Annotated in this window: 20 protein-coding genes; 16 read left to right on the top strand and 4 right to left on the bottom strand. The window is 44.8% G+C overall.

What is annotated here, in order from left to right; translation table 11 throughout:
* From dsbC to QMY49_RS12295, 6 genes are all read left to right on the top strand, one after another.
* The gene (dsbC, locus tag QMY49_RS12320; protein ID WP_009697631.1) at positions 1-789 is read left to right on the top strand and encodes a bifunctional protein-disulfide isomerase/oxidoreductase DsbC; all 789 of its coding nucleotides are present in this window, start codon (positions 1-3) and stop codon (positions 787-789) included.
* Positions 790-835: 46 nt separating this feature from the next.
* Positions 836-2,575, top strand: coding sequence for a single-stranded-DNA-specific exonuclease RecJ (gene recJ / locus QMY49_RS12315; RefSeq protein ID WP_283311763.1), 1,740 nt, complete (start codon positions 836-838; stop codon positions 2,573-2,575).
* Positions 2,576-2,748: 173 nt separating this feature from the next.
* Positions 2,749-3,847, top strand: a protein-coding gene (prfB, locus tag QMY49_RS12310; protein ID WP_100208484.1) for a peptide chain release factor 2 whose coding sequence is annotated in 2 segments (ribosomal slippage) — positions 2,749-2,823 and positions 2,825-3,847 — 1,098 coding nt in all. Because the reading frame shifts where the segments join, the coding sequence is not laid out codon by codon here.
* 34 nt (positions 3,848-3,881) lie between these two features.
* Entirely contained in the window at positions 3,882-5,399 is a 1,518-nt protein-coding gene (gene lysS / locus QMY49_RS12305; protein ID WP_005447896.1) for a lysine--tRNA ligase, read from the top strand.
* Between the two features lie 246 nt (positions 5,400-5,645).
* The gene (gene vpsR, locus QMY49_RS12300; RefSeq protein WP_283311760.1) at positions 5,646-6,980 is read left to right on the top strand and encodes a cyclic-di-GMP-binding transcriptional regulator VpsR; all 1,335 of its coding nucleotides are present in this window, start codon (positions 5,646-5,648) and stop codon (positions 6,978-6,980) included.
* A gap of 527 nt (positions 6,981-7,507) precedes the next feature.
* Complete coding sequence (locus tag QMY49_RS12295; RefSeq protein ID WP_005447902.1) at positions 7,508-7,759, top strand: hypothetical protein; 252 nt, start codon at positions 7,508-7,510, stop codon at positions 7,757-7,759.
* A gap of 142 nt (positions 7,760-7,901) precedes the next feature.
* On the opposite strand, the gene QMY49_RS12290 is transcribed toward QMY49_RS12295, so the two are convergent.
* Positions 7,902-8,936, bottom strand: coding sequence for an NADP(H)-dependent aldo-keto reductase (locus QMY49_RS12290; protein WP_005447904.1), 1,035 nt, complete (start codon positions 8,934-8,936; stop codon positions 7,902-7,904).
* Between the two features lie 154 nt (positions 8,937-9,090).
* Between QMY49_RS12290 and QMY49_RS12285 the strand changes: the two genes are divergently transcribed.
* Entirely contained in the window at positions 9,091-9,402 is a 312-nt protein-coding gene (locus QMY49_RS12285; RefSeq protein ID WP_005447906.1) for a DUF6482 family protein, read from the top strand.
* Positions 9,403-9,541: 139 nt separating this feature from the next.
* Here QMY49_RS12285 and mutH read toward each other — a convergent pair whose 3' ends face one another.
* Entirely contained in the window at positions 9,542-10,222 is a 681-nt protein-coding gene (mutH, locus tag QMY49_RS12280; protein ID WP_009697634.1) for a DNA mismatch repair endonuclease MutH, read from the bottom strand.
* Positions 10,223-10,840: 618 nt separating this feature from the next.
* On the opposite strand from mutH, the gene rppH reads away from it, so the two are divergent.
* Genes rppH through QMY49_RS12255 form a run of 5 tightly spaced genes read left to right on the top strand, consistent with a single transcriptional unit; the run spans position 10,841 to position 16,136 of the window.
* Positions 10,841-11,359, top strand: a complete 519-nt coding sequence (rppH, locus tag QMY49_RS12275) for an RNA pyrophosphohydrolase (protein WP_005434895.1) — start codon at positions 10,841-10,843, stop codon at positions 11,357-11,359.
* 9 nt (positions 11,360-11,368) lie between these two features.
* Entirely contained in the window at positions 11,369-13,615 is a 2,247-nt protein-coding gene (gene ptsP, locus QMY49_RS12270) for a phosphoenolpyruvate--protein phosphotransferase (RefSeq protein WP_005447910.1), read from the top strand.
* 7 nt (positions 13,616-13,622) lie between these two features.
* Positions 13,623-14,414, top strand: a complete 792-nt coding sequence (locus tag QMY49_RS12265) for a sulfite exporter TauE/SafE family protein (protein WP_005447912.1) — start codon at positions 13,623-13,625, stop codon at positions 14,412-14,414.
* Between the two features lie 39 nt (positions 14,415-14,453).
* Positions 14,454-15,275 carry a prolipoprotein diacylglyceryl transferase gene (gene lgt / locus QMY49_RS12260; RefSeq protein ID WP_005447915.1) on the top strand — a complete coding sequence of 274 codons (822 nt, stop codon included), beginning with the start codon at positions 14,454-14,456 and terminating at the stop codon, positions 15,273-15,275.
* A 9-nt stretch (positions 15,276-15,284) separates the two neighbouring features.
* On the top strand, positions 15,285-16,136 hold the full coding sequence (locus tag QMY49_RS12255; protein ID WP_005434888.1) for a thymidylate synthase: 852 nt from the start codon (positions 15,285-15,287) through the stop codon (positions 16,134-16,136).
* Between the two features lie 373 nt (positions 16,137-16,509).
* Here the strand turns inward: QMY49_RS12255 and QMY49_RS12250 are convergent, their stop codons facing one another.
* Positions 16,510-17,655, bottom strand: coding sequence for a Na/Pi symporter (locus tag QMY49_RS12250; protein ID WP_026000321.1), 1,146 nt, complete (start codon positions 17,653-17,655; stop codon positions 16,510-16,512).
* A gap of 386 nt (positions 17,656-18,041) precedes the next feature.
* On the opposite strand from QMY49_RS12250, the gene nhaR reads away from it, so the two are divergent.
* Entirely contained in the window at positions 18,042-18,932 is an 891-nt protein-coding gene (gene nhaR, locus QMY49_RS12245; protein ID WP_005447920.1) for a transcriptional activator NhaR, read from the top strand.
* A gap of 127 nt (positions 18,933-19,059) precedes the next feature.
* Entirely contained in the window at positions 19,060-19,365 is a 306-nt protein-coding gene (locus QMY49_RS12240) for an ArsR/SmtB family transcription factor (protein WP_005447923.1), read from the top strand.
* Positions 19,366-19,496: 131 nt separating this feature from the next.
* On the opposite strand, the gene rpsT is transcribed toward QMY49_RS12240, so the two are convergent.
* The gene (rpsT, locus tag QMY49_RS12235; RefSeq protein WP_005447926.1) at positions 19,497-19,757 is read right to left on the bottom strand and encodes a 30S ribosomal protein S20; all 261 of its coding nucleotides are present in this window, start codon (positions 19,755-19,757) and stop codon (positions 19,497-19,499) included.
* 294 nt (positions 19,758-20,051) lie between these two features.
* Here rpsT and murJ point away from each other — a divergent pair, with 294 nt between their 5' ends.
* Together murJ and ribF are read left to right on the top strand one after the other, a co-directional pair.
* Positions 20,052-21,614, top strand: coding sequence for a murein biosynthesis integral membrane protein MurJ (gene murJ / locus QMY49_RS12230; protein WP_045490847.1), 1,563 nt, complete (start codon positions 20,052-20,054; stop codon positions 21,612-21,614).
* Between the two features lie 70 nt (positions 21,615-21,684).
* Positions 21,685-22,620, top strand: coding sequence for a bifunctional riboflavin kinase/FAD synthetase (gene ribF, locus QMY49_RS12225; RefSeq protein ID WP_005447930.1), 936 nt, complete (start codon positions 21,685-21,687; stop codon positions 22,618-22,620).
* The last annotated feature ends 55 nt before the right edge of the window (positions 22,621-22,675 follow it).

The following is a 22,675-nucleotide window of genomic DNA, read 5'->3' as shown; positions in this document are numbered from 1 at the left end:
ATGAGCGTATTACGCCGACTAACTCTGCTGACTTTACCGTTTTTCGTAACCGCTTGTGGTGCTGAAGAAAGTCAGGCAAAAACGGAAACTCCTGCACAACAAGTCGCGCCAGCGGCAAAACAGAACTTTGATGAAGCTGCGCTAAAAGCGAAGTTCTCTAAGCTGGGTGTGTCTATTCTTGATATCCAACCATCAGACGTTGCTGGACTATTAGAAATCCAAACCAATGGTGGTGTGTTGTTCGCATCAAACGATGGCAACCACTTTATTGCCGGTACACTTTACGCCATCGATGATAACGGCGGCTACAAAGACGTGATTGCTGAGCGTCAAGCACCATTGAACGCAGAGAAAATCGCGAAGTTCTCTGATAGCGTGATTGAATACAAAGCGGACAACGAGAAGTATGTGGTGACGGTATTTACCGATATCACGTGTGGTTACTGTGTACGTCTACACAGCCAGATGCAAGGTTACAACGACTTGGGTATTACTGTTCGTTACATGGCGTACCCTCGTCAAGGTGCAACAGGTCCAGTTGCTGAACAAATGGCGACAATTTGGTGTGCAGAAGATCCGAAATCAGCAATGCACAATGCAAAAGTTGAGCGCACTTTCGACAATCCAGCGAAAGATCTAAAACAGTGCAAAGAAACCATTCAAGCGCACTACAACCTAGGTCGTGAACTTGGTATTTCTGGTACGCCAGCAATCTTCCTACCAAGTGGTGAACTCGTAGGCGGTTACCTTCCACCGGCTGAACTACTAAAACGTTTAGAGCAACAATAATCCTTTAAGGAGCAGAGCCAGCGGTATTCGTTGGCTCTTTTCAAACATGATAGAAATTCAACGACGTCCTGAACCGGATCTTTCTCTTCTTCCCGATTCCATTCCACCTATTCTCAAGCGCATCTACATTAACCGTGGTATCACAGATGTAGCACAGTTAGAGACTTCTGCTCGTGGCTTACATTCTTACCAACAGTTGGGTGGCATTGACCAGGCGGTTGAGTTGTTGTTCCAAGCCATTAATGAGCAAAAGCGCATTATTGTCGTTGGCGATTTTGATGCCGATGGCGCGACTAGCTCGGCGTTGTCAGTGCTTGCCCTACGTATGCTTGGCAGTAATAACGTGGACTACTTGGTGCCGAACCGCTTTGAAGATGGCTACGGCCTCAGTCCTGAAGTCGTGGACCAGGCGTTAGAGCTGGGTGCTGAGATGATTATGACGGTAGACAACGGTGTGTCGTCGATTGAAGGGGTTCGCTACGCCAAAGAAAACGGCATTACTGTACTGGTTACTGACCATCACTTACCAGGGCAAGAGCTGCCGAATGTGGATGCCATGGTGAACCCGAACCTCGACAGCTGTGCGTTCCCATCGAAAGCATTGGCAGGGGTTGGCGTTGCTTTCTATTTGATGATGGCGCTTTGTGTGTATATGCGTAAACAAAATTGGTTCGCGCAGCAAGGCATGCAAGAGCCTAAGTTGATGGAGTTGATCGACTTGGTTGCTCTCGGCACCGTCGCCGACGTTGTGCCGCTGGATGAAAATAACCGCATTCTTGTACACCAAGGCTTACAGCGTATTCGTGCAGGCAAAGCACGCCCGGGAATTCAAGCTCTGATTGAAGTCGCGAAGCGAGATGCTCGTCGTTTGGTTGCATCTGATTTTGGCTTTGCACTTGGTCCTCGTATTAATGCCGCAGGTCGTTTGGATGACATGTCTTTCGGTGTTGAACTACTGATGTGTAACAACATCCATGCGGCGCGTCGTATGGCGAGTGAGTTGGATGGTTTGAACCAAACCCGTAAAGAGATTGAAGAAGGGATGAAGCAAGAAGCGATGGCTTTTTGTGAGCGTCTTCAATTTGGTGAAAACAGTGAATTGCCTTACGGTTTAGCACTGTTCCAACGTGATTGGCACCAAGGTGTTATCGGTATTCTTGCTTCGCGCATTAAAGAGAAGTTCCATCGTCCTGTTATCGCCTTTGCCGATGGCGGAGAGGGGACAATTAAAGGTTCTTGTCGCTCTATTCCGGGGCTACACATGCGTGACGCGCTGGATTTCATCGATACGCAAAACCCAGGCTTGATCATCAAATTTGGTGGACACGCGATGGCGGCAGGCTTGACCATCAAAGAACAAGACTTCGAGCGCTTTAGCCGTTTGTTTGATGAAGTCGTGAAGAAAGAACTGGACGAAGCGGCGCTGAAAGGTGTGGTAATGTCGGACGGCGAGCTTAAACCCGAAGAGTTCTCGATGAATATTGCTGAACAATTGCGCTCAGGTGGTCCTTTTGGGCAAGCGTTCCCAGAACCTATCTTTGATGGTGAGTTCAAAGTATTGCACCAGAAACTGGTCGGTGAGAAGCACCTTAAGCTGATGCTAGAACCACTTTTCAAAGGTCATCCAACAAACGTCATGATCGATGGTATTGCATTTAATGTTGACTTGCGTCGTTGGCCGGATGCATCAGTGAAAACAGTACGCCTCGCGTATAAGTTGGGTGTGAATGAGTTTCGCGGCAATCAATCATTACAGTTAATGATTGATCACATTGAAGCTAAGTAGGACCTAGAAAGTCACTTCTTTTAGAGTACGGTCGCCTTTTTGTGGGGCAAAAATTTTATGACCGTGCTCTCTCTAATTGCAATCTGATTTCCCAGCCGAAATTTTCCTGTATCTCGGTCACATTTTTGAGTAGAATTTCTCGGTTAAATTCTATTCTAAAATGTTGAGCCAACATGTTTGAAATCAATCCAATTAAAAACCGTCTACAGGACGTGTCTGAGCGCACGAATGTCCTGAGGGGGTATCTTTGACTATGACGCTAAGAAAGAGCGTCTAGAAGAAGTCAACGCAGAACTTGAACAACCAGATGTATGGAACGAGCCAGAACGTGCACAAGCACTAGGTAAAGAGCGTGCATCTCTTGAAGCGGTTGTTGAAACTATCGATCAACTAGAGCAAGGTGTAGAGGACGTTGAAGGTCTTCTTGAGCTTGCGGTTGAAGAAGAAGATCAAGAAACGTTTGACGAAATCGAACCAGAACTTGCTGAGTTGGAAGAGAAGCTAGAACAGCTTGAATTCCGTCGAATGTTCTCTGGTGACCATGACAGCTCTGATTGTTACATTGATTTGCAAGCTGGCTCAGGTGGTACAGAGGCACAAGACTGGACCAACATGATGCTACGTATGTACCTACGTTGGGCTGAAGCAAAAGGCTTCAAATCTGAGGTGATCGAAGTATCGGAAGGCGAAGTTGCGGGTCTTAAGGGCGCAACAGTGAAGATCTCTGGTGAGTACGCTTACGGCTGGCTACGCACAGAAACAGGCGTTCACCGCCTAGTTCGTAAATCGCCATTCGATTCAGGCGGTCGTCGTCATACTTCATTTGCTTCTGCGTTTATCTACCCAGAGATTGATGAAAACATTGATATCGACATTAACCCATCTGACCTACGTATCGACGTTTACCGTGCGTCAGGTGCTGGTGGTCAGCACGTAAACACCACCGAATCTGCGGTTCGTATTACACACGTACCAACGAACACAGTGGTTCAGTGTCAGAATGACCGTTCTCAACATAAGAACAAAGATCAGGCAATGAAACAGCTTCGAGCGAAGCTATTTGAGCTTGAATTGCAAAAGCAAAACGCGGAAAAACAAGCTAATGAAGACGCTAAGTCTGACATTGGCTGGGGTAGCCAGATCCGTTCTTACGTATTGGATGACTCACGCATTAAAGACCTCCGTACGGGCGTTGAAAACCGTAATACTCAAGCGGTTCTTGATGGCGATCTGGACAAATTTATTGAAGCTAGCCTGAAATCAGGTCTATAAAGCTTTTCACCGACAAAAACAGGATACATCGAAAATGACTGATGCTGTTCAAAACGAAACTGTACAAGAAGAAAACAAGCTAATTGCTGAACGCCGCGCTAAACTGGATGAAATCCGAAAGAGCTGCAAAGCAAATGGCCACCCAAACGACTTCCGTCGTGACGCACTAGCGGGCGACCTTCAAAAAGAGTTCGGTGAAAAGACGAAGGAAGAGCTAGAAGAGCTTAACCACGTAGTTGCAATCGCTGGTCGTATCATGGCTAAGCGTGGTCCATTCCTAGTAATCCAAGAGACTTCTGGTCGTATTCAAGCTTACGCTGACAAAGCGGTTCAAAAAGTACTAAAAGACAAATACCAAGGTCTTGATATCGGTGACATCATCGGTGTTAAAGGTGCGCTGCACAAATCAGGTAAAGGCGACCTATACGTGAACATGGAAGAGTACGAGTTGCTAACTAAAGCACTTCGTCCACTACCAGAGAAGTTCCACGGTCTAACTGACCAAGAGATGCGTTACCGTCAACGTTACGTTGACCTAATCGTTAACGAAGATTCTCGTCAAGCGTTCGTAGTACGTTCTAAAGTAATGTCTGCAATCCGTAACTTCATGATCTCTAAACAGTTCATGGAAGTTGAAACGCCAATGATGCACGTTATCCCTGGCGGTGCGAGTGCGCGTCCATTTATCACGCACCACAACGCACTAGACATGCCAATGTACCTACGTATCGCGCCTGAGCTATACCTGAAACGTCTAGTTGTTGGTGGTTTTGATCGCGTATTCGAAATCAACCGTAACTTCCGTAACGAAGGTCTTTCTCCACGTCACAACCCAGAATTCACAATGATGGAATTCTACATGGCGTACGCGGATTACAAAGATCTTATGGACCTAACTGAAGAACTACTAAGCTCAGTCGCTCTAGAAGTTCTAGGTTCAACGTCAATGCCTTACGGTGATGACACGGTTGAGTTTGGTGGCACTTACACTCGTATGAGCATGTTTGAAGCAATCAAGCACTACAACCCAGACCACGCACAAATCCAAGCGCTAACAGAAGAAGACATTCAAAACCGTGACCTAATGGTTTCTATCGCGAAATCAGTGCACGTTGAAGTCGAACCTTTCTGGACATGTGGTCAGCTTCTTGAAGAAATCTTCGGTGAAACTGCAGAACCTAAGCTAATGCAGCCAACGTTCATCACTGGCTACCCAGCGGACATCTCTCCTCTGGCTCGTCGTAGCGATGACAACCCATTCTTCACAGACCGCTTTGAGTTCTTCATCGGTGGTCGTGAAGTAGCAAACGGCTTCTCTGAGCTTAACGATGCAGAAGACCAAGACGCGCGTTTCAAAGCACAGGTGGAAGCGAAAGAGTCTGGTGATGACGAAGCAATGTTCTACGATGCAGACTACATCACTGCACTAGAGCACGGTCTACCACCAACAGCAGGTCAAGGTATCGGTATCGACCGCCTAGTTATGCTGCTGACTAACACGCACACTATCCGTGACGTGATCCTATTCCCAGCGATGCGCCCACAAGCGTAATCTCCTCGCTGAGTAATGAAAAAACCACCTTCGGGTGGTTTTTTTGTATCTTTAATTTGAATAAATTCAACTGTTTGCATTTGATTGTATATAAGAGGTCTAAATAAGCATTCGCCAAATCTCAATCTGTTGCATAGTCTTAATATTGAGACAGACTTCAGCGCGCGTAGTCTCGATAATGTTACCCGTTCGCAAAGATGGGTTTGTGGCGCGAAATTTCTATGAACAATCAATAAGGGTTAGAGAATGGCTGGGCAGTTTAAGATGGATTCCATTCCGGGATCGCTTGTAGTAGTTGGCGGTACTTATGAACCTTGGCTTTCGGTGCTAGAGCAAGTGGGATGGAAATGTCACCAAGTGGGTGATTTACGTAAAGCCAACACATTGTTAGAAGATATTGGTCCATGTATTGGTATAGTTGACCTTAGCCATGACGAGTTCAGTCTTAATGGTTTGGCGAACTTAGTGAGTTCTCACAAGCACGTTCGTTGGTTAGCCTTCATCCGTGAATCTCAACTCGGAACTGATACCATCTGTCAGTTCATTGTGAACTTCTGTATCGACTTTTTCACGGCACCAATCCCTGATGCACAGCTATTGAGTACCATTGGTCACCAACTTGGTATGTTGAAGCTAGAGAAAAAAGTATGGCCAAGCTTTGGTAGCAGCTTAGACATGGGGCTGATCGGCGAATCTATCCCAATGAAACGTCTACGTGACCAAGTGAAACGTATCGGTCCAACCGATGTAAGTATTCTAATCTATGGTGAAAGCGGTACAGGTAAAGAAGCTGTTGCACGTGCGATTCATAAAGTATCCTCACGTTCTCACAAGCCATTCCTATCAATTAACTGTCGCGCGCTTAACGAGCAACGCTTCCAAGCCGAAGTCTTTGGCATTGATGCTGATGACGATATGGAAGCAAGTCTGCTTGAGCAGGCTGATGGTGGTACCGTGCTTTTCAACGATATCTTGACCATCTCTAAAGAACAGCAGATGAACCTTCTGCGTTTCTTGCAAGAAGGCACGATTGAAACTCGTGAAGGTGCGAAAAATGTTAACGTTCGTATTCTTGCTGCTAACTCTTCTGATGTTGAAAAAGCACTGATTGATGGTGACTTCAATGAAGAGCTTTACCATTACATCAATGTGCTTCGCATTAATGTGCCAAGCTTGAAAGAACGCGCAAGTGATATCGCACTATTAGCGCGCTTCTACCTACAAGAGTTCTCAAAAGAATATAACTCGCAGGCGAAAAGCTTTTCTGAAGATGCGCTGAAAGCACTGACACGTTACTTCTGGCCAGGTAACGTGCGTGAGTTGATGAACCAAGTCAAACGTGCTGTACTGATGTCGGATAGCGTAATGATTGAAGAACATCATCTTGATCTTCCGCAACGCAATGATTCTAAACGTAGCTTGAAGTCAATTCGTGAAAAGAGTGAGCGTGATGCATTGCTTGTTGTGTTGGAATCACATTCCGGTCAGGTATCGAACGCAGCGAAAGAGCTTGGCGTATCGCGCGCAACCATGTATCGACTATTGAACAAGCATAATTTGATTTCAGAGCAGACGGTTTAATCTAATTTGAATCAGTAAGTGCTGACGAAACAACTTATCCCAAAAAGGAGTGCATATGCGCTCCTTTTTTGTGAATAGAATTCGGTTATTTATAAAACTCGATGTTTTATATATTCCTTAGTTGAATATGTTATTCAAAAAACCATATGAAACCTAATTTTAGGTCATTGGTTTGTTTTTAATCGAAAGGATAAAAATTGTTTGATAAATATCCTCCGTTGCTTACAATTTAGCCGTAACTCAAAGAGTTATACCACATCAATCACGGATTAATTTTTAGCTAGGAGGCGCAAGATGAAACATTACGTTGTTAACACCACTGCTTGCGCTGATCGTATGCCTGCTGTTCGCTCAACCTTTGATGCGACTAAACAGGATGCCACTGGCTCATTAGATTAAATTAATCCGTAACCTATCTCTTTTACTAGGCTGCGGAAAAGTAGCGGCTTAGTCTCAACAGAATTTTTCTGTCCAATTACGCACTATTTTTCCCAGTCGATCCTTTATCGCAATTTGGAGAATAAGTTATGCGTCACTCTATCTATCTGAAACTAGCAACTGTGCTATTGAAAGCAGATCTAAAACGTGAAGAAAAACAATGGCAACGTATGGTTCGTCGTAGCTCACATGATATTCCATGGACTAACGAACACTTGCTAAAAGATATTGGCTTAGATAAAGACGGCCGCTCAACTCGAACTAGCGTCCCAGACGCCGTAAAAGTTGATCGTCGAGTTCGCCATCTTCGCCGAGTTTTAACTTCGCGAATACTGACGTAATCAAAAGCCCAAATTGAACTTTCCTTAATGTACTTGGTTCAATTTGGGCTTGATAGAAACAAAACAGGCTGACCATTATGGTCAGCCCGTTTTGTTTTTAGTGTCCGTTACTTTAGTGTGTTGGTCACGTCAACATGAAGTCTTACGGACAAGGGTTTGAGTAAGTGGTGCCAATTGCTTGGATGTCATTGAGTAATGCTTCACTGAGGTGAACATCGATACTGTCGATATTGGATTTAAGTTGTTCTAGGTTAGTAGCGCCAATAATATTAGAACCCACAAATGGTCGCTGATTGACGAAGGCAAGTGCCATTTGCGAAGGATCCAAACCATGGTCACGAGCTAGATTGACGTATGCTTCTGTTGCTTTCACGCCTTGTGGAGTGAAGTAACGAGCAAAGCGTTCCCAAATAGTGCATCGGGCACCTTCTGGCTTCGCATCGTTGAGGTATTTACCGCTTAAACAACCAAAGGCTAGAGGTGAGTAAGCAAGTAGCTGAACACCTTCATAATGGCTGATTTCAGACAAACCAACTTCAAAGCTGCGGTTCAACAAGTTATATGGGTTTTGGATTGAAACTATTCTAGGCAGATCGTGTTTTTCTGCTAAACGCAGCAGTGACATCACACCCCATGGGGTTTCGTTCGATACACCTATGTAACGTACCTTGCCTGCTTTAACTAGTTCGGTCAGTGCTTCAAGTGTTTCGATCAGTGTGACTTCTTCTTGCTTATCTGGGTAAGGGTAGTTGAGTTGACCAAAGCAGTTGGTTTGGCGTTGTGGCCAGTGCAATTGGTATAGATCGACATAATCGGTTTGTAGACGCTTGAGACTGTCATCGATAGCGGTATGAATATGGCGACGATTCAGACTCATGTTCTCTCGAATATAAGGCACGTTGCGTGGACCAGCGACTTTCGTTGCCAATACCACTTTTTCGCGCTTGCCACTTTTCGCTAACCAATTTCCAATATATTGCTCAGTGAGTCCTTGTGTTTCTGCTTTTGGTGGAACGGGATACATCTCTGCAGTATCAATAAAGTTCACGCCACGGTCGAGGGCGAAGTCGAGTTGTTGAAACGCTTCTTGTTCGGTGTTTTGCTCACCAAACGTCATAGTGCCAAGGCAGATCTTACTGATCTCGAGTGATGAGTGCGGTAGTTTTGTATATTGCATTTCACGTCCTTGAAGAATTACCGACTGAATAAGTCATTCCAATATAGGGGATTTTTAGTCGCTGTCGCAAATGATTTAACTTTCGCTTTGTAGTTAACTCGAAAGTTATCAATACGGTAACTAGACTTAAAAGATCTTGTGAAGGAGGTGCATTATGCAGAAGCATCAACTCGACATGTGGTTGCATGGCCACCACAAAGACTCCTACAAAACACCGAAGGTCTTTGTGATAGGTTGTTCTGATGTCTCTGACTATCTATTAGCAGTGGAGTACAAACACCAACTTGAGCCGATCAAAGATGGCGAAGATCCGATTCACTTTGGATCGTTAGACTTGGTGAAAGAAGAACTGCTTAGGTTGGGGATTGATAAAGCTTATTTAAGACTGCACAACGCGTACGATGAATTTGGTAGCGATGGCGCAGCTTCATATTGTGATATTGAATTGTCACTGGTAACGCATTAGGGGCTGTTGATCTTTTGAGCTGATTTTTGCCGCACTTTGTGGGAAATTTCTACAAGACAAAGGCTTTGAAGCGTAGCTAGCCTACATGAGAAGCCGATAACGCTGTAGAAATGAATCGCAAAAGACCAACAGAACCTAGTTACTCGGATTGAGCGTTGATATAGTGCTTCATTAGGATCTGCTCAGTAAACTGTGTTCTGAGGTAGAATCCGCGAGGCAGGGTTTTGATCGGTTTACCATTTGAACTGTATGCTTCTGTTAAAGCTTTTGCGTTTGCAGCTTTCGGTCGTAAGTGCAGTGCCGCTCCGTGTCTGGCGGAAATTTGATCAAACTTACCTAACACGATCATTTCCATCAGCTCTTCCCAATCGTTTTTTAGGACTAGCTCCTCTTCCTGGTCTGGTGACCAAATCAATGGACTGCCAACTCGTCGCTCTGCTAAAGGAATTTCGCGCTCGCCTTCCACGGGAACCCAAAGTACGCGGGAAAGTTTGTTGCGTACGTGACTGGTTTCCCATGTTAAGCCTTGTACACCAGTCAATGGTGCTACAGAGACAAAAGTGGTTTCTAATGGCTTACCAGAATAACTGATCGGAATGCTTTTTAGTTCGATCCCAAGTTTAGCGAAATCTTGTTGCGGCTTACTACCCGCAGGCGCACCCAAATGCCATTCAAGCAATTGACCAACCCAACCTTTGTCGCGTTTCAAGTTCTCTGGAACGGTCATGCCAGCCTCTTCGGCAAGCTCAGCAAAGCTTAAGCCAGCAATGTCGTGCGCGCGTTCCATCAGTTCAGCTTCGGATTGTGGTTCTGGTTTCATAATGACAAGGTGGTATTGGAAAACATCTAGTCTAACAAATTTGAATAAAATCCTCTGTCTAAGATTTCATCGAGCTGGATTAAGAATGATCAATTCATAACTTATCCACAGATTAGGAAGTGACCAATAGGATCTCTAGCTGAGCTGGATGAATAAACAGGGGTTTAGGTAGCGATTGAGACTTGCTTTTATTGAGATGCCATGAAGTCCTACCTGTCGAATGTGGATAAATAACCGATTGTGCGATCTTTGACCGATCTGTGTTTGATGAAAAGATCATCAAGGCAAATAAGATCAATAAATCATCAATATTGCTTTTTATTCCTTTTTAATCATTTAGTTATCTATTTTTGGTTGAGCCTTTATAAATGTCGACAATAATGGTTTTGAACAAAATTCTTTGTTGATAGCGTTTTCTTCACAAAGTTATTCACAGAAAAGGTGAATAAATGTGGGCTATGTCTCAAACTTGTGTTGATAAAATAATGTCTGTTCAAAAGATATCCAAAACGGGGCGAAAGGTAATAAATCTTGCTCATATCACATCAGTAAGTTTGCTAGTAATGGGGATATGTGGAAAAATCACGGTAATAAAAAATTATTCATAGAGGTTAGCCAGTGATAGATGGCGATGGTTACCGACTCAATGTTGGTATTGTGATATGTAATAACCATGGTCAGGTCTTCTGGGCTAAACGATACGGGCAACACTCATGGCAATTTCCACAAGGTGGGATTGACGAAGGTGAAACACCTGAACAAGCCATGTTCAGGGAGTTATATGAAGAAGTCGGTCTGACGAAAAAAGACGTTAAGATCATCGCTACAAGTCGTCATTGGTTAAGATATAAGCTACCAAAGCGATTGGTGCGTTGGGACTCCAAGCCTGTTTGTATCGGCCAAAAACAGAAATGGTTTCTGCTGCGATTAGAGTGCGATGAGTCTCGCATCAATATGCAGCGCGGGAAATCCCCTGAATTTGATGGTTGGCGCTGGGTAAGCTACTGGTATCCAGTTAGGCAAGTTGTTTCTTTCAAGCGTGACGTATACCGTCGAGCAATGAAAGAGTTTGCATCTTTAGCCATGCCTTTTCGAGAGCGTAAGACGAAAGGGAAAAGAAAAAAGCAACGTAGATAGAGGGTTAACATGCTCAGTCAGCTAAGGGAAATAGTTGAGAAAGTCTCCAGAGTCGATGATGTGCATCTGGCACTCGATATATTGGTAAAAGAGACTTGTGCCGCCCTATGCACTGAATGTTGTACTATCTATCTTGCTAACGAAGAAATGCAGCGCCTTGAGTTAATGGCAACTCAAGGCCTTATTTTTGAAGGCGATAGCATCCATATCAACTTCAATGAAGGCTTGGTTGGTTTGGTGAAGCGCAGTGCAGAGCCACTTAACTTAGCAGAAGCTTCCACTCACCCTGATTTCAAATTCTTCCCTCAATTAGGCGAGCAGGTTTACCACTCCTTCCTTGGTACGCCAATCATTCATCGCAAACAAGTACTTGGCGTGTTGGTTATCCAGCAGAAAACACCGCGTTTGTTCAGTGAGATGGAAGAGTCTTTCCTTGTTACCCTATCGGCACAGCTTGCGGTGCTCATTGCCCATGCGCAAAACCTCGGTCATTGGCAACTTGCTTCCAAACCTACGGTGATCAAAGGCCTACCGGCTTCAACTGGGGTAGCGATTGGTGAGTTCTGGTTTGATAATACACAACCAAACTTAAATGATGTGTTTCCTGCGTCTGCGTTAGATAAAGAGCGTGAGCATGAACTTTTAGCGGTTGCAGTAGAAAGGGCATTGAGTGATTTTCGCCGTATGCGGAAAAAGTTCGACAGCGAAATCAATAAAGATGCCTTGGCGATCTTCGACCTTTTTACCCACTTACTTAACGATCCAATGTTGCGTGGTGATCTGAAGAAGCAGATCGAGAAAGGCGACCGAGCAGATTGGGCGTTGCGACAAGTTGTTGAGACCTATTCGAACCGCTTTGCACGTATGTCGGATGTGTACCTGCGTGAACGTGCGCAAGATATTCGTGAATTAGGACAACGCCTGCTCTATTTCTTGCACAATAGCGAGCAAGAACATGCCTCGATCGATCGTCCGGTGATCTTGGTTGCCAATGAACTGACGGCCACGTTATTAGCGTCGATTCCAAAACAACACCTTTTAGCGGTCGTGTCATTGGAAGGTGCAGCGAACTCTCACGCGGCGATTCTTTCAAGGGCATTGGGTGTACCTGCCATCATGGGCGCGAACATTAACACCAGTGTCGTGAATGGCAAGAAGGGGATTGTGGATGGTTACACTGGTGAGATCTATTTAGAACCTAACAGGCAGCTTCTACGCGAGTATCGTAGCCTTGTGAGTGAAGAGTCTGAACTGTTCGCCATGGTGAACAAAGACTTGGCACTGCCAGCCATTACAAAAGACGATTGCCACATTGAAGTGATGCTTAACGCGGGGTTGAGTGCCGATAGCAATATCGCGATCAACTCAGGTGTCGATGGTGTTGGTCTGTATCGAACAGAAATCGCTTTTTTACTTCAGCATCACTTTCCCTCTGAAGATGAGCAGTATCATCAGTACCAAGCAATTCTTAATAGTTATCCGAATCAGCGCGTTGTGATGCGTACCTTGGACATTGGTGGTGATAAGCCATTGCCGTATCTGCCGATTGATGAAGATAATCCGTTCTTGGGCTGGCGCGGTATTCGTTTTACTTTGGATCATCCGGATATCTTTTTGATCCAACTGAGAGCGATGCTAAGGGCGAGTGCTGAAAGCGGCAACTTAAGTATTTTGCTTCCTATGGTTTCGGGAATAAAAGAGCTCGATGACGCGATTACGCTTATCAATCAAGCGTACAGTGAAGTCGTGTTGCTGGATGAGCGAATTCAAGCACCAAAGGTTGGGGTGATGATAGAAGTCCCATCAATGGTGTACTTGTTACCGGCCATTGCTCATCGTGTTGACTTTGTTTCGGTGGGTACAAACGACTTAACGCAATATTTGTTGGCAGTTGATCGGAACAATTCCCGTGTTGCGGATGTCTATGAATCCATGCATCCGGCGGTGTTGTTAGCGTTAAAACAAATTCACGATGTTTGCCTCCAGTATCAAGTACCTGTGTGTATTTGTGGTGAGCTAGCAGGTGATCCATTTGGTGCGCTGCTCCTGTTGGGCTTAGGCTACAACAGTTTGAGTATGAACACCTCGAACGTGGCTAAGGTGAAGTATTTGATTCGTCATAGCCAACAAAAAGAACTAGAAAAACTCGTCGAGAAAGCCATGTCATGCTCTTACGGGCAAGAAATCCATCAAATGATGCATGATTTCTTTATCCAGCAAGGCTTTGCCGGCTTTATTCGTGCAGGTAAGAAGTAGGGTAACAGTGACCATCTCTTTATTTATATTATTGCTCGCGCTAGGCGCTTTTGTAGGCGTGATGGCGGGGCTTCTTGGTATCGGAGGCGGGCTGATTGTCGTACCTGCGTTACTATACCTTCTTCCTCTTGCTGGTATCTCTCCTGAAATGAGCATGCATATGGCATTAGCAACGTCATTGGCGAGTATCATTGTCACGTCAGGTTCTTCTGCACTGAACCACCTGAAGCTTGGAAATGTCGATATGTTTGTCGTCAAATGGTTGATGCCTGGCGTGGTTATCGGTGGTTTTGTTGGGGCTAATATCGCGGAATGGATCCCGACTCATTACCTACCGAAAGTCTTCGGTGTGATTGTGCTGTGCTTAGCAATACAAATGTTTCGCTCCATCAAGACGAAAAGTGAGAAGCCAATGCCGAGTAGTCCGGTCACTATGATGTACGGAACGGGAATTGGTGTAGTCTCTAGTCTTGCTGGTATTGGCGGTGGTTCTCTGTCGGTGCCTTTCTTAAACAAGCATGGCATTGAAATGCGCAAAGCGGTTGGCTCCTCATCGGTATGCGGTTGTGTCATTGCGATTTCAGGCATGATTGGATTTATCTTGCATGGCTACAAAGTTGAGGGGTTACCTGACTACAGTATTGGCTATGTTTACTTACCAGCTTTAGCGGCGATAGCGATGACGTCGATGCTCACGACGAAAGTCGGCGCTAAAATGGCAACCAACCTTCCTACGGCAGTCTTAAAAAAGATCTTTGCTGTGTTCTTGATGTTTGTTGCAGCGACCATGCTGCTGTAAAGTCCACCTGTTTTATTAGTAATAAGAAGAGAATGAGTTATGTCTCAGGGATACTTAGAATTTCCCAATATTGATCCGGTTTTAGTCTCTATTGGTCCTGTTTCTGTTCGTTGGTACGGTTTGATGTACCTAGTCGGCTTTATGTTCGCACTATGGTTGGCAAATCGTCGCGCAGATAAACCGGGTAGTGGTTGGACGCGTGAACAAGTTTCAGACTTGTTGTTCGCTGGTTTCCTTGGGGTAGTGATTGGTGGTCGAGTTGGCTACGTTATCTTCTACAACTTTGATTTGTTCTTAGCAGACCCCCTATACCTATTTAAAGTTTGGACTGGCGGCATGTCATTCCACGGTGGTTTGTTAGGTGTTATCACGGCAATGTTCTGGTACGCACATAAGAATGGTCGAACTTTCTTCGGTGTGGCTGACTTTGTGGCTCCGCTCGTGCCGTTTGGTCTTGGCATGGGGCGTATGGGTAACTTCATGAACAGTGAACTTTGGGGACGCGTAACAGATGTGCCATGGGCGATCATCTTCCCGAATGGTGGCCCACTGCCTCGTCACCCATCTCAGCTTTATGAGATGTTCCTAGAGGGCATTGTGCTGTTCTTCATTCTCAACTGGTTCATCAAAAAGCCTCGTCCTTTAGGTGCGGTATCAGGGCTATTTTTAGCTGGATATGGTACATTCCGTTTCCTAGTTGAGTTTGTTCGCGAACCGGATGCACAGCTTGGTCTATTTGGTGGTTACATTTCGATGGGACAAATCCTATCGTCACCGATGATCATTCTGGGTGTTCTTATGATGGTTTGGGCGTACAAACGTGGTCTTTACCAAGACAAAGTCCAAGCAGAAACGAAGTAAGGAATTGGTGTGAAACAGTATTTAGATTTGTGTCAGCGTATCGTTGACCAAGGCACTTGGGTTGAAAACGAGCGCACAGGCAAACGCTGCCTAACGGTGATCAACGCAGACTTGACCTACGATGTTGCCAACAACCAATTCCCATTAGTTACGACACGTAAGAGCTTTTGGAAAGCGGCAGTTGCTGAGCTACTTGGCTACATTCGTGGCTACGACAACGCAGAAGATTTCCGTAAGCTAGGTACGAAAACGTGGGATGCGAACGCAAACCTAAATGAAGCATGGCTAAACAACCCGTTCCGCAAAGGTGAAGATGACATGGGACGTGTATATGGCGTTCAAGGTCGTTCATGGGCGAAGCCAGATGGCGGTCATATCGACCAACTGCGTAAGATTGTGGATGATTTAACGCGTGGTGTTGATGACCGTGGTGAAATCCTAAACTTCTACAACCCGGGTGAATTCCACATGGGTTGTTTGCGTCCATGTATGTACAGCCACCACTTCTCACTGTTAGGTGACACGCTCTACTTAAACAGCACGCAACGCTCTTGTGATGTCCCGCTAGGTCTGAATTTCAATATGGTTCAAGTGTATGTGTTCTTGGCAATCATGGCGCAAATCACGGGCAAGAAACCTGGTCAGGCATACCACAAGATTGTTAACGCACACATCTACGAAGATCAGCTTGCACCAATGCGTGACATTCAGTTGAAACGTGAGCCACTAAAAGCCGCAACTTTCCACATCAACCCAGAAATTAAATCGCTAGAAGATTTAGAAACATGGGTAACCCTAGATGACTTCTGGGTAGAAGGTTACGAGCATCACGATCCAATTCAGTACCCGTTCTCAGTTTAACGAGTATGTTGAGTTTTCTAAGCCGCCTGCATGGCGGCTTTTTTACGCCTGAAGGGTAGGGAAAGAAGGGAACGGGCTTCACCCTATAGAACGCTGCGCTTCGAGAGCGGACTTTGCCCTGAGGAACGCTTCGCTTCGAGACGTGAGAGGGAATAAAAGATCCCCAACTCGCTCGTGCCGCGCTCTTGAGGATGACGTTCAATCACTCTGAAATCAAACGGTGTCATTCCCGAAAGCGACGAAGGTACGTCGTCGGGAATCTCTTTTACCACAGTTTACTGCGTGATTAAGAAATGAGAGCGCTTCTTGCTTCCCCAAAACGAAAAAAGGCTCCACCGAAGTGGAGCCTAAATAAGCGATGGTAATCTTATTATTATGCTGTCAGAGCAAGGATAGAACCTGGTAACACGATGAATACTGCTAGTAGGTAACCTGCTACAACTGCTTTGTTCTTAATCGCCATTTCTGAAATCACTTCTGCACATTTCACTGGAATCTCACGTAGGAACGGGATACCGAAGATGAACAGTGTCGCCAGAATGTTGAACGTTAGGTGTACTAGTGCAATTTGTAGTGCGAATACTGCGAACTCGCCAGATACCGCTGTTGCTGCTAGTAGAGCCGTGATACATGTACCAATGTTTGCACCAAGAGTGAACGGGTAGATGTCACGTACTTTTAGAACACCTGAGCCTACAAGTGGAACCATTAGACTTGTTGTCGTAGAAGAAGACTGAACAAGAACAGTTACTACCGAGCCAGATACGATACCGTGGATAGGACCACGACCGATTGCGTTCTTAAGGATGTCACGTGCACGACCAACCATTAGGCTCTTCATTAGCTTACCCATAACAGTGATAGCTACGAAGATAGTACCGATACCTAGAGCGATTAGCGCTACGCCACCCATAGTGTCGCCAAATGTTGCTAGTGGCTCTTTGATTGCACTTACTACTGGTTTCGTGATTGGCTTGATGAAATCAAAGCCTTTCATACTCATATCACCTGTGTTTAGTAATGGTGACACCAACCAGTGAGAGATTTTCTCTAGGATGCCGAACATCATTTCCAGTGGTAGGAAGATCAGTACTGCAAGTAAGTTGAAGAAATCGTGGATTGTTGCGCTTGCGAATGCACGTTTGAATTCGTCTTTACAACGAACGTGACCAAGCGAAACCAGTGTATTTGTTACGGTTGTACCGATGTTCGCACCCATTACCATAGGGATAGCGGTTTCTACAGGTAGACCACCTGCAACCAAACCTACAATAATAGAAGTTACGGTACTGGAAGATTGGATCAGTGCCGTAGCCACCAAACCGATCATTAGACCTGCGACTGGGTGAGACGCAAATTCAAAGAGTACTTTAGCTTGATCGCCAGTCGCCCATTTGAAGCCGCTACCAACCATAGATACTGCTAGAAGAAGCAGATACAACATGAATGCCAAGTTAGCCCAGCGTAACCAGCGAGTCGTGCTCGAGATTGGTGCTGCTGTAGAAGTAGCTTGGTTCATCATAATTTTCTCCGTGGACCTTTCAGTTCGTTTATTTGGTCTGTTGTTGAAACTGAGGGCGATGTTAGAGATGAAATATTTCAGTAATATTACAGTTAGGTTTCTATAGAGGATTTTTATTATTCTTTTTGATAGTTATCCGTGAAGAAAATTTCACATCAAATTAAGATGTTGATTGTTAAGGGTATTTATTGCTTATAGATCGGCGGGTTTATTTCTGGGTAAGATCAAAAAAGTGCGTTTGGCTTCAAGTTTTATGACAGTGTGAATCTTATATTTTCGGTAAAACCATATGTTTTGTAGCTTTATGTAGGTTTTGTCGAACTTATTGTTTGTCGGTGTCACATTTGATATAAAAAGTGTCATCTTCTTTATAGGGATTGGCTATGTCACATTTAAACTACAACCACCTTTATTACTTCTGGATGGTGTGTAAACAAGGCTCGGTAACAAAAGCAGCAGATGCGTTATTCCTGACACCTCAAACGGTTACCGGACAAATTAAAGCACTTGAAGACCGTATGAAGGGGAAGTTGACCAAACGGAATGGACGTACAGTTGAACCAACAGAACTTGGGCAGTTAGTTTTTAAGTATGCCGACCGTATGTTTGGTTTGAGCTACGAAATGCTCGATATTGTTAACTATAGCCAACACTCTAATATCCTTTTCGAAGTCGGCGTCGCCGATGCGCTTTCTAAACGTCTTGTCAGCAAAGTCTTGATGACGACAGTTCCTGAAGACAACAGCATTCATTTACGTTGTTATGAATCAACACACGAGTTGCTGTTGGAGCGCTTGTCACAACATAAACTCGATATGATCCTTTCCGATTGCCCAGTAGATTCGACACAAAGCCCGGGTCTGTACAGTAAGAAGTTGGGTGAAAGTAGTATGAGCTTTTTTGCTTCGTCTGAAATCGCAGGAGTGAGCTTTCCTGAAGTCTTAGAGAAGAAAAAGTTGTTGATCCCGGCAAGCCGAACGGCAATGGGTCGTAAAGTATTGCAGTGGTTTGATCGCCAAGGCTTACAACCGGATGTATTGGGTGAGTTTGACGATGTGGCACTCATGAAAGCTTTTGCACGCTACCGCGATGATGTGATCTTTTTGGCTCCAACAGTTTATATGTCGGAGATTGAAGATGACCGAAACTTACAACTGATTGGTCACGTTGAAGACTTAAAAGAAGAGTACTACGTCATTTTTGCGGAACGAATGATACAACATCCAGCGGTTAAGAACGTATGTGATGCAGATTTTAGCCAAATGTTTGAATGAACACGTTCCGTTGCTCAATTAAATAGATTACTATCGATAAAATTATAACTCGAAATTATAAAATTCTGTAACACACAACAAACTGGCCAGGGTTGGGAAAAGTAAGTTGTAGCTAGAGGTCCAACGCATGAATCTACAAGAAATGGAGAAAAACTCCGCCAAGGCTGTCGTGCTGCTCAAGGCGATGGCAAACGAGAGACGCCTACAAATCCTTTGCATGCTGCATAATCAAGAGCTTTCGGTCGGGGAACTTTGCGCAAAACTAGAGTTGAGCCAGTCGGCATTGTCTCAACACTTAGCGTGGCTTCGTCGTGATGAGTTAGTTGCGACAAGAAAAGAAGCGCAAACGGTCTACTACACATTGAAGAGCGATGAAGTGAAAGCGCTAATTCAAACACTTCATGGTCTTTATTGTGCAGAAGCAACCGCGTGATGACAGGTCACAAATTAGAAAAGCTGGCAGTGCCAGCTTTTTTATTGTCTTGAATTCGAGCTTTGCTGAATTTTAGGTATAAAAAAACCGGCGTTAGCCGGTTTTTTCTTCACTGTAGAATCAATTCTCTATTATAGAGCTTTGATTTGTGCAGTGAAACGAGACTTATGACGAGCTGCTTTATTCTTGTGAATAAGGCCTTTAGTCGCCATACGGTCTAGGATAGGTGTAACTGCAGCGAATGCAGCAGTTGCAGCTTCTTTGTCGCCTGCTTCGATAGCAGCAACAGTTTTCTTCATGTAAGTACGCATCATTGAGCGACGGCTAGCATTGTGCTGACGACGTTTCTCAGCTTGGATAGCGCGCTTCTTAGCAGATTTACTATTTGCCAAGGGTCTAACTCCCAAAAACTTAGTTCTGTGACAATTTAAGGGCGAGGACTATCCCTCATTTGCGCCTAAATGTCAAATGATTTGTGCAAAAACCCATCGAAGCCAAAACAAGTTTTGGTAAGAAAGGTTATCGCGGTTAAGATGGCGGGGATTCTAACAGCATTTTTAGACCATTGCTAATAATTATCCGCTTAGATCTAACAATAACCGGATATATTTTTAACGCCCATTTGTAGCTTTCAAAGGCTTAGAGGAATAGGGTTGGCTATCTTTTGGTGATATTCCGAGGTTACAGTGAGTAAACGACTGCTCAAGTCTGGCATGATCGTCAGTGCCATGACATTAATTTCGCGCGTCCTAGGTTTAGTTCGTGATGTAGTAGTAGCAAACTTGATGGGGGCAGGCGCGAGTGCCGACGTCTTCTTCTTTGCCAATAAAATTCCTAATTTCTTACGCCGTTTGTTTGCTGAAGGCGCATTTTCTCAAGCTTTCGTTCCTGTATTAACTGAAAGTCACGCACAAGGGGACATGGACAAAACTCGTGAGTTGATTGCTCGTGCTGCTGGTACATTGGGTGTGATTGTCTCTATTGTTACCATCCTTGGTGTTCTTGGCTCTGGCGTCGTGACTGCTTTATTTGGTTTTGGTTGGTTTTTAGACTGGATGCATGGTGGTCCCGCGGCTGAGAAGTTTGAACTTGCCAGCGTAATGCTCAAGATTACCTTTCCTTATTTATGGTTCATCACTTTTGTTGCCTTATCGGGAGCCATTCTCAATACACTAGGTAAGTTTGCGGTTTCTTCTTTTACTCCCGTCTTCCTCAATGTGATGATCATTTTGGCTGCGTGGTTTATCTCTCCGCAGATGTCACAACCAGAGATTGGTCTTGCCATTGGTGTTTTTCTTGGTGGGTTGGTTCAGTTCTTATTTCAAATCCCTTTCCTTATTAAAGCGGGAGTTATGGTCAAGCCAAAATGGGGTTGGCACGATCCGGGTGTGGTGAAGATCCGTACCTTGATGATTCCTGCTTTATTTGGTGTGTCTGTAAGCCAAATTAATCTACTGTTTGACACTTTTATTGCCAGTTTTCTACAAACCGGTTCAATCAGTTGGTTGTACTATTCCGATCGATTGTTGGAATTCCCGTTAGGCCTGTTTGGTATTGCGATAGCGACGGTGATTCTCCCCGCGTTATCACGTAAGCACGTAGATGCTCACAGTGAAGGCTTTGCACACACCATGGATTGGGGCATTCGTATGGTGACCTTACTGGGTATCCCAGCAATGCTTGGTTTAATGGTACTGGCGAAGCCGATGTTAATGGTGCTGTTTATGCGTGGTGAGTTTTCTCCGCAGGATGTGCATCAAGCTTCTCTCTCTTTATTAGCGTATGCTTCTGGCTTGCTTAACTTTATGCTGATCAAAGTTCTTGCTCCGGGTTACTACTCTCGTCAAGACACGAAAACGCCAGTGAAATACGGCATCATTGCGATGCTAACTAACATGGTATTCAATGCGATCTTTGCTTATTTCTATGGCTATGTTGGTCTGGCTATCGCGACTGCGCTCTCTGCTTTTGTAAATATGGCATTACTCTACCGTGGTCTCCATATCGCAGGTGTGTACCAAGTGACCAAACGTACAGTCCTCTTTATTATACGTTTGATGATCGCGGGAGCTGCGATGGTTGCGGCTATTTTGTGGCAGCTAGAAGACATGTCGGTATGGTTAGATTGGAGCTTTGCTCATCGCAGTGGCGTATTAGGAATGCTGATTGCGCTTGGTGCAGGTGTTTACCTAGCCGTCGTGTTTTTACTCGGTGTACGTTTAAAAGACCTAAAAGCTGGGACAGAATAAGGTTGATTGGTATATAATCCGTCAGTTTCACACAGTGCAAAGTAAAAACAGAGGCATAAAGCAGTATCCAATGGAACTGATTAGAGGCATTCACAATATCAAGTCGCACCATCATGGGTGCGTGCTGACTATTGGCAATTTCGATGGCGTGCATAGAGGTCATCAACAAGTATTGCAGCAAGTGTCTGAACAAGCGGAGAAACTTTCGTTACCTTCGGTTGTGATGACCTTTGAACCTCAGCCGATGGAGCTGTTTGCTCGAGATAAGGCACCTGCGAGGTTAACGCGACTGCGTGATAAGTTTGTTCAGCTGAGTAAGCTCGACATCGATCGTCTGCTGTGTGTTAACTTCAATCGTCATTTTGCTGACCTAACGGCGGAAGAGTTTATCCGTGACTTGTTGGTTGGTCGATTGGGTGTTAAGTTTCTTGTCATTGGTGATGATTTCTGTTTCGGCAAAGGTCGAACAGGAAACTTTGCAATGTTACAAGAAGCGGGGAAAAAGTACGGCTTTGAAGTCGTGAGTACCCAAAGCTTTTGTTTACAGCAATTGCGAGTGAGTAGCACGGCTATTCGTAAAGCGCTGGCTCGTGATGATTTGCATTCCGCGCAAGAGATGCTGGGAAGAGATTACAGCATCAGCGGTCGTGTTTCTCATGGAAGAAAGCTAGGTCGAACCATTGGGTTCCCTACTGCAAATATTCCTTTGAAACGCTGTGTTTCTCCGGTTTCCGGAGTTTATGTTGTTCAAGCGCTTGGCTTAGGAGATAAGCCAGTTGGCGGTGTCGCTAATATTGGTCAACGACCAACAGTAAATGGTGTTCGCCAGCAGTTAGAAGTACACTTATTCGACTTTCACGCTAATTTATATGGCAAGCAGCTAGAAGTGGAACTTTTGCACAAACTTCGAGATGAGCAAAAGTTTGAGTCGTTTGAAGCACTTAAACAACAAATCGAATTGGATGCTGAAGCAGCAAGGGTGTGGCTGCGTCAGCTTAAGCGTTGAGCGGTTTATTCCACCGTGCAACATAATGTCTAATTTTCGCCCAATATAACGGAAT

It is taken from the genome of Vibrio harveyi (assembly GCF_030060435.1).
Taxonomy (GTDB): Bacteria; Pseudomonadota; Gammaproteobacteria; order Enterobacterales; family Vibrionaceae; genus Vibrio; species Vibrio harveyi.
The sequence above is the reverse complement of the archived record's forward strand: the minus strand, read 5'-3'. Positions and strand labels throughout refer to the sequence as shown.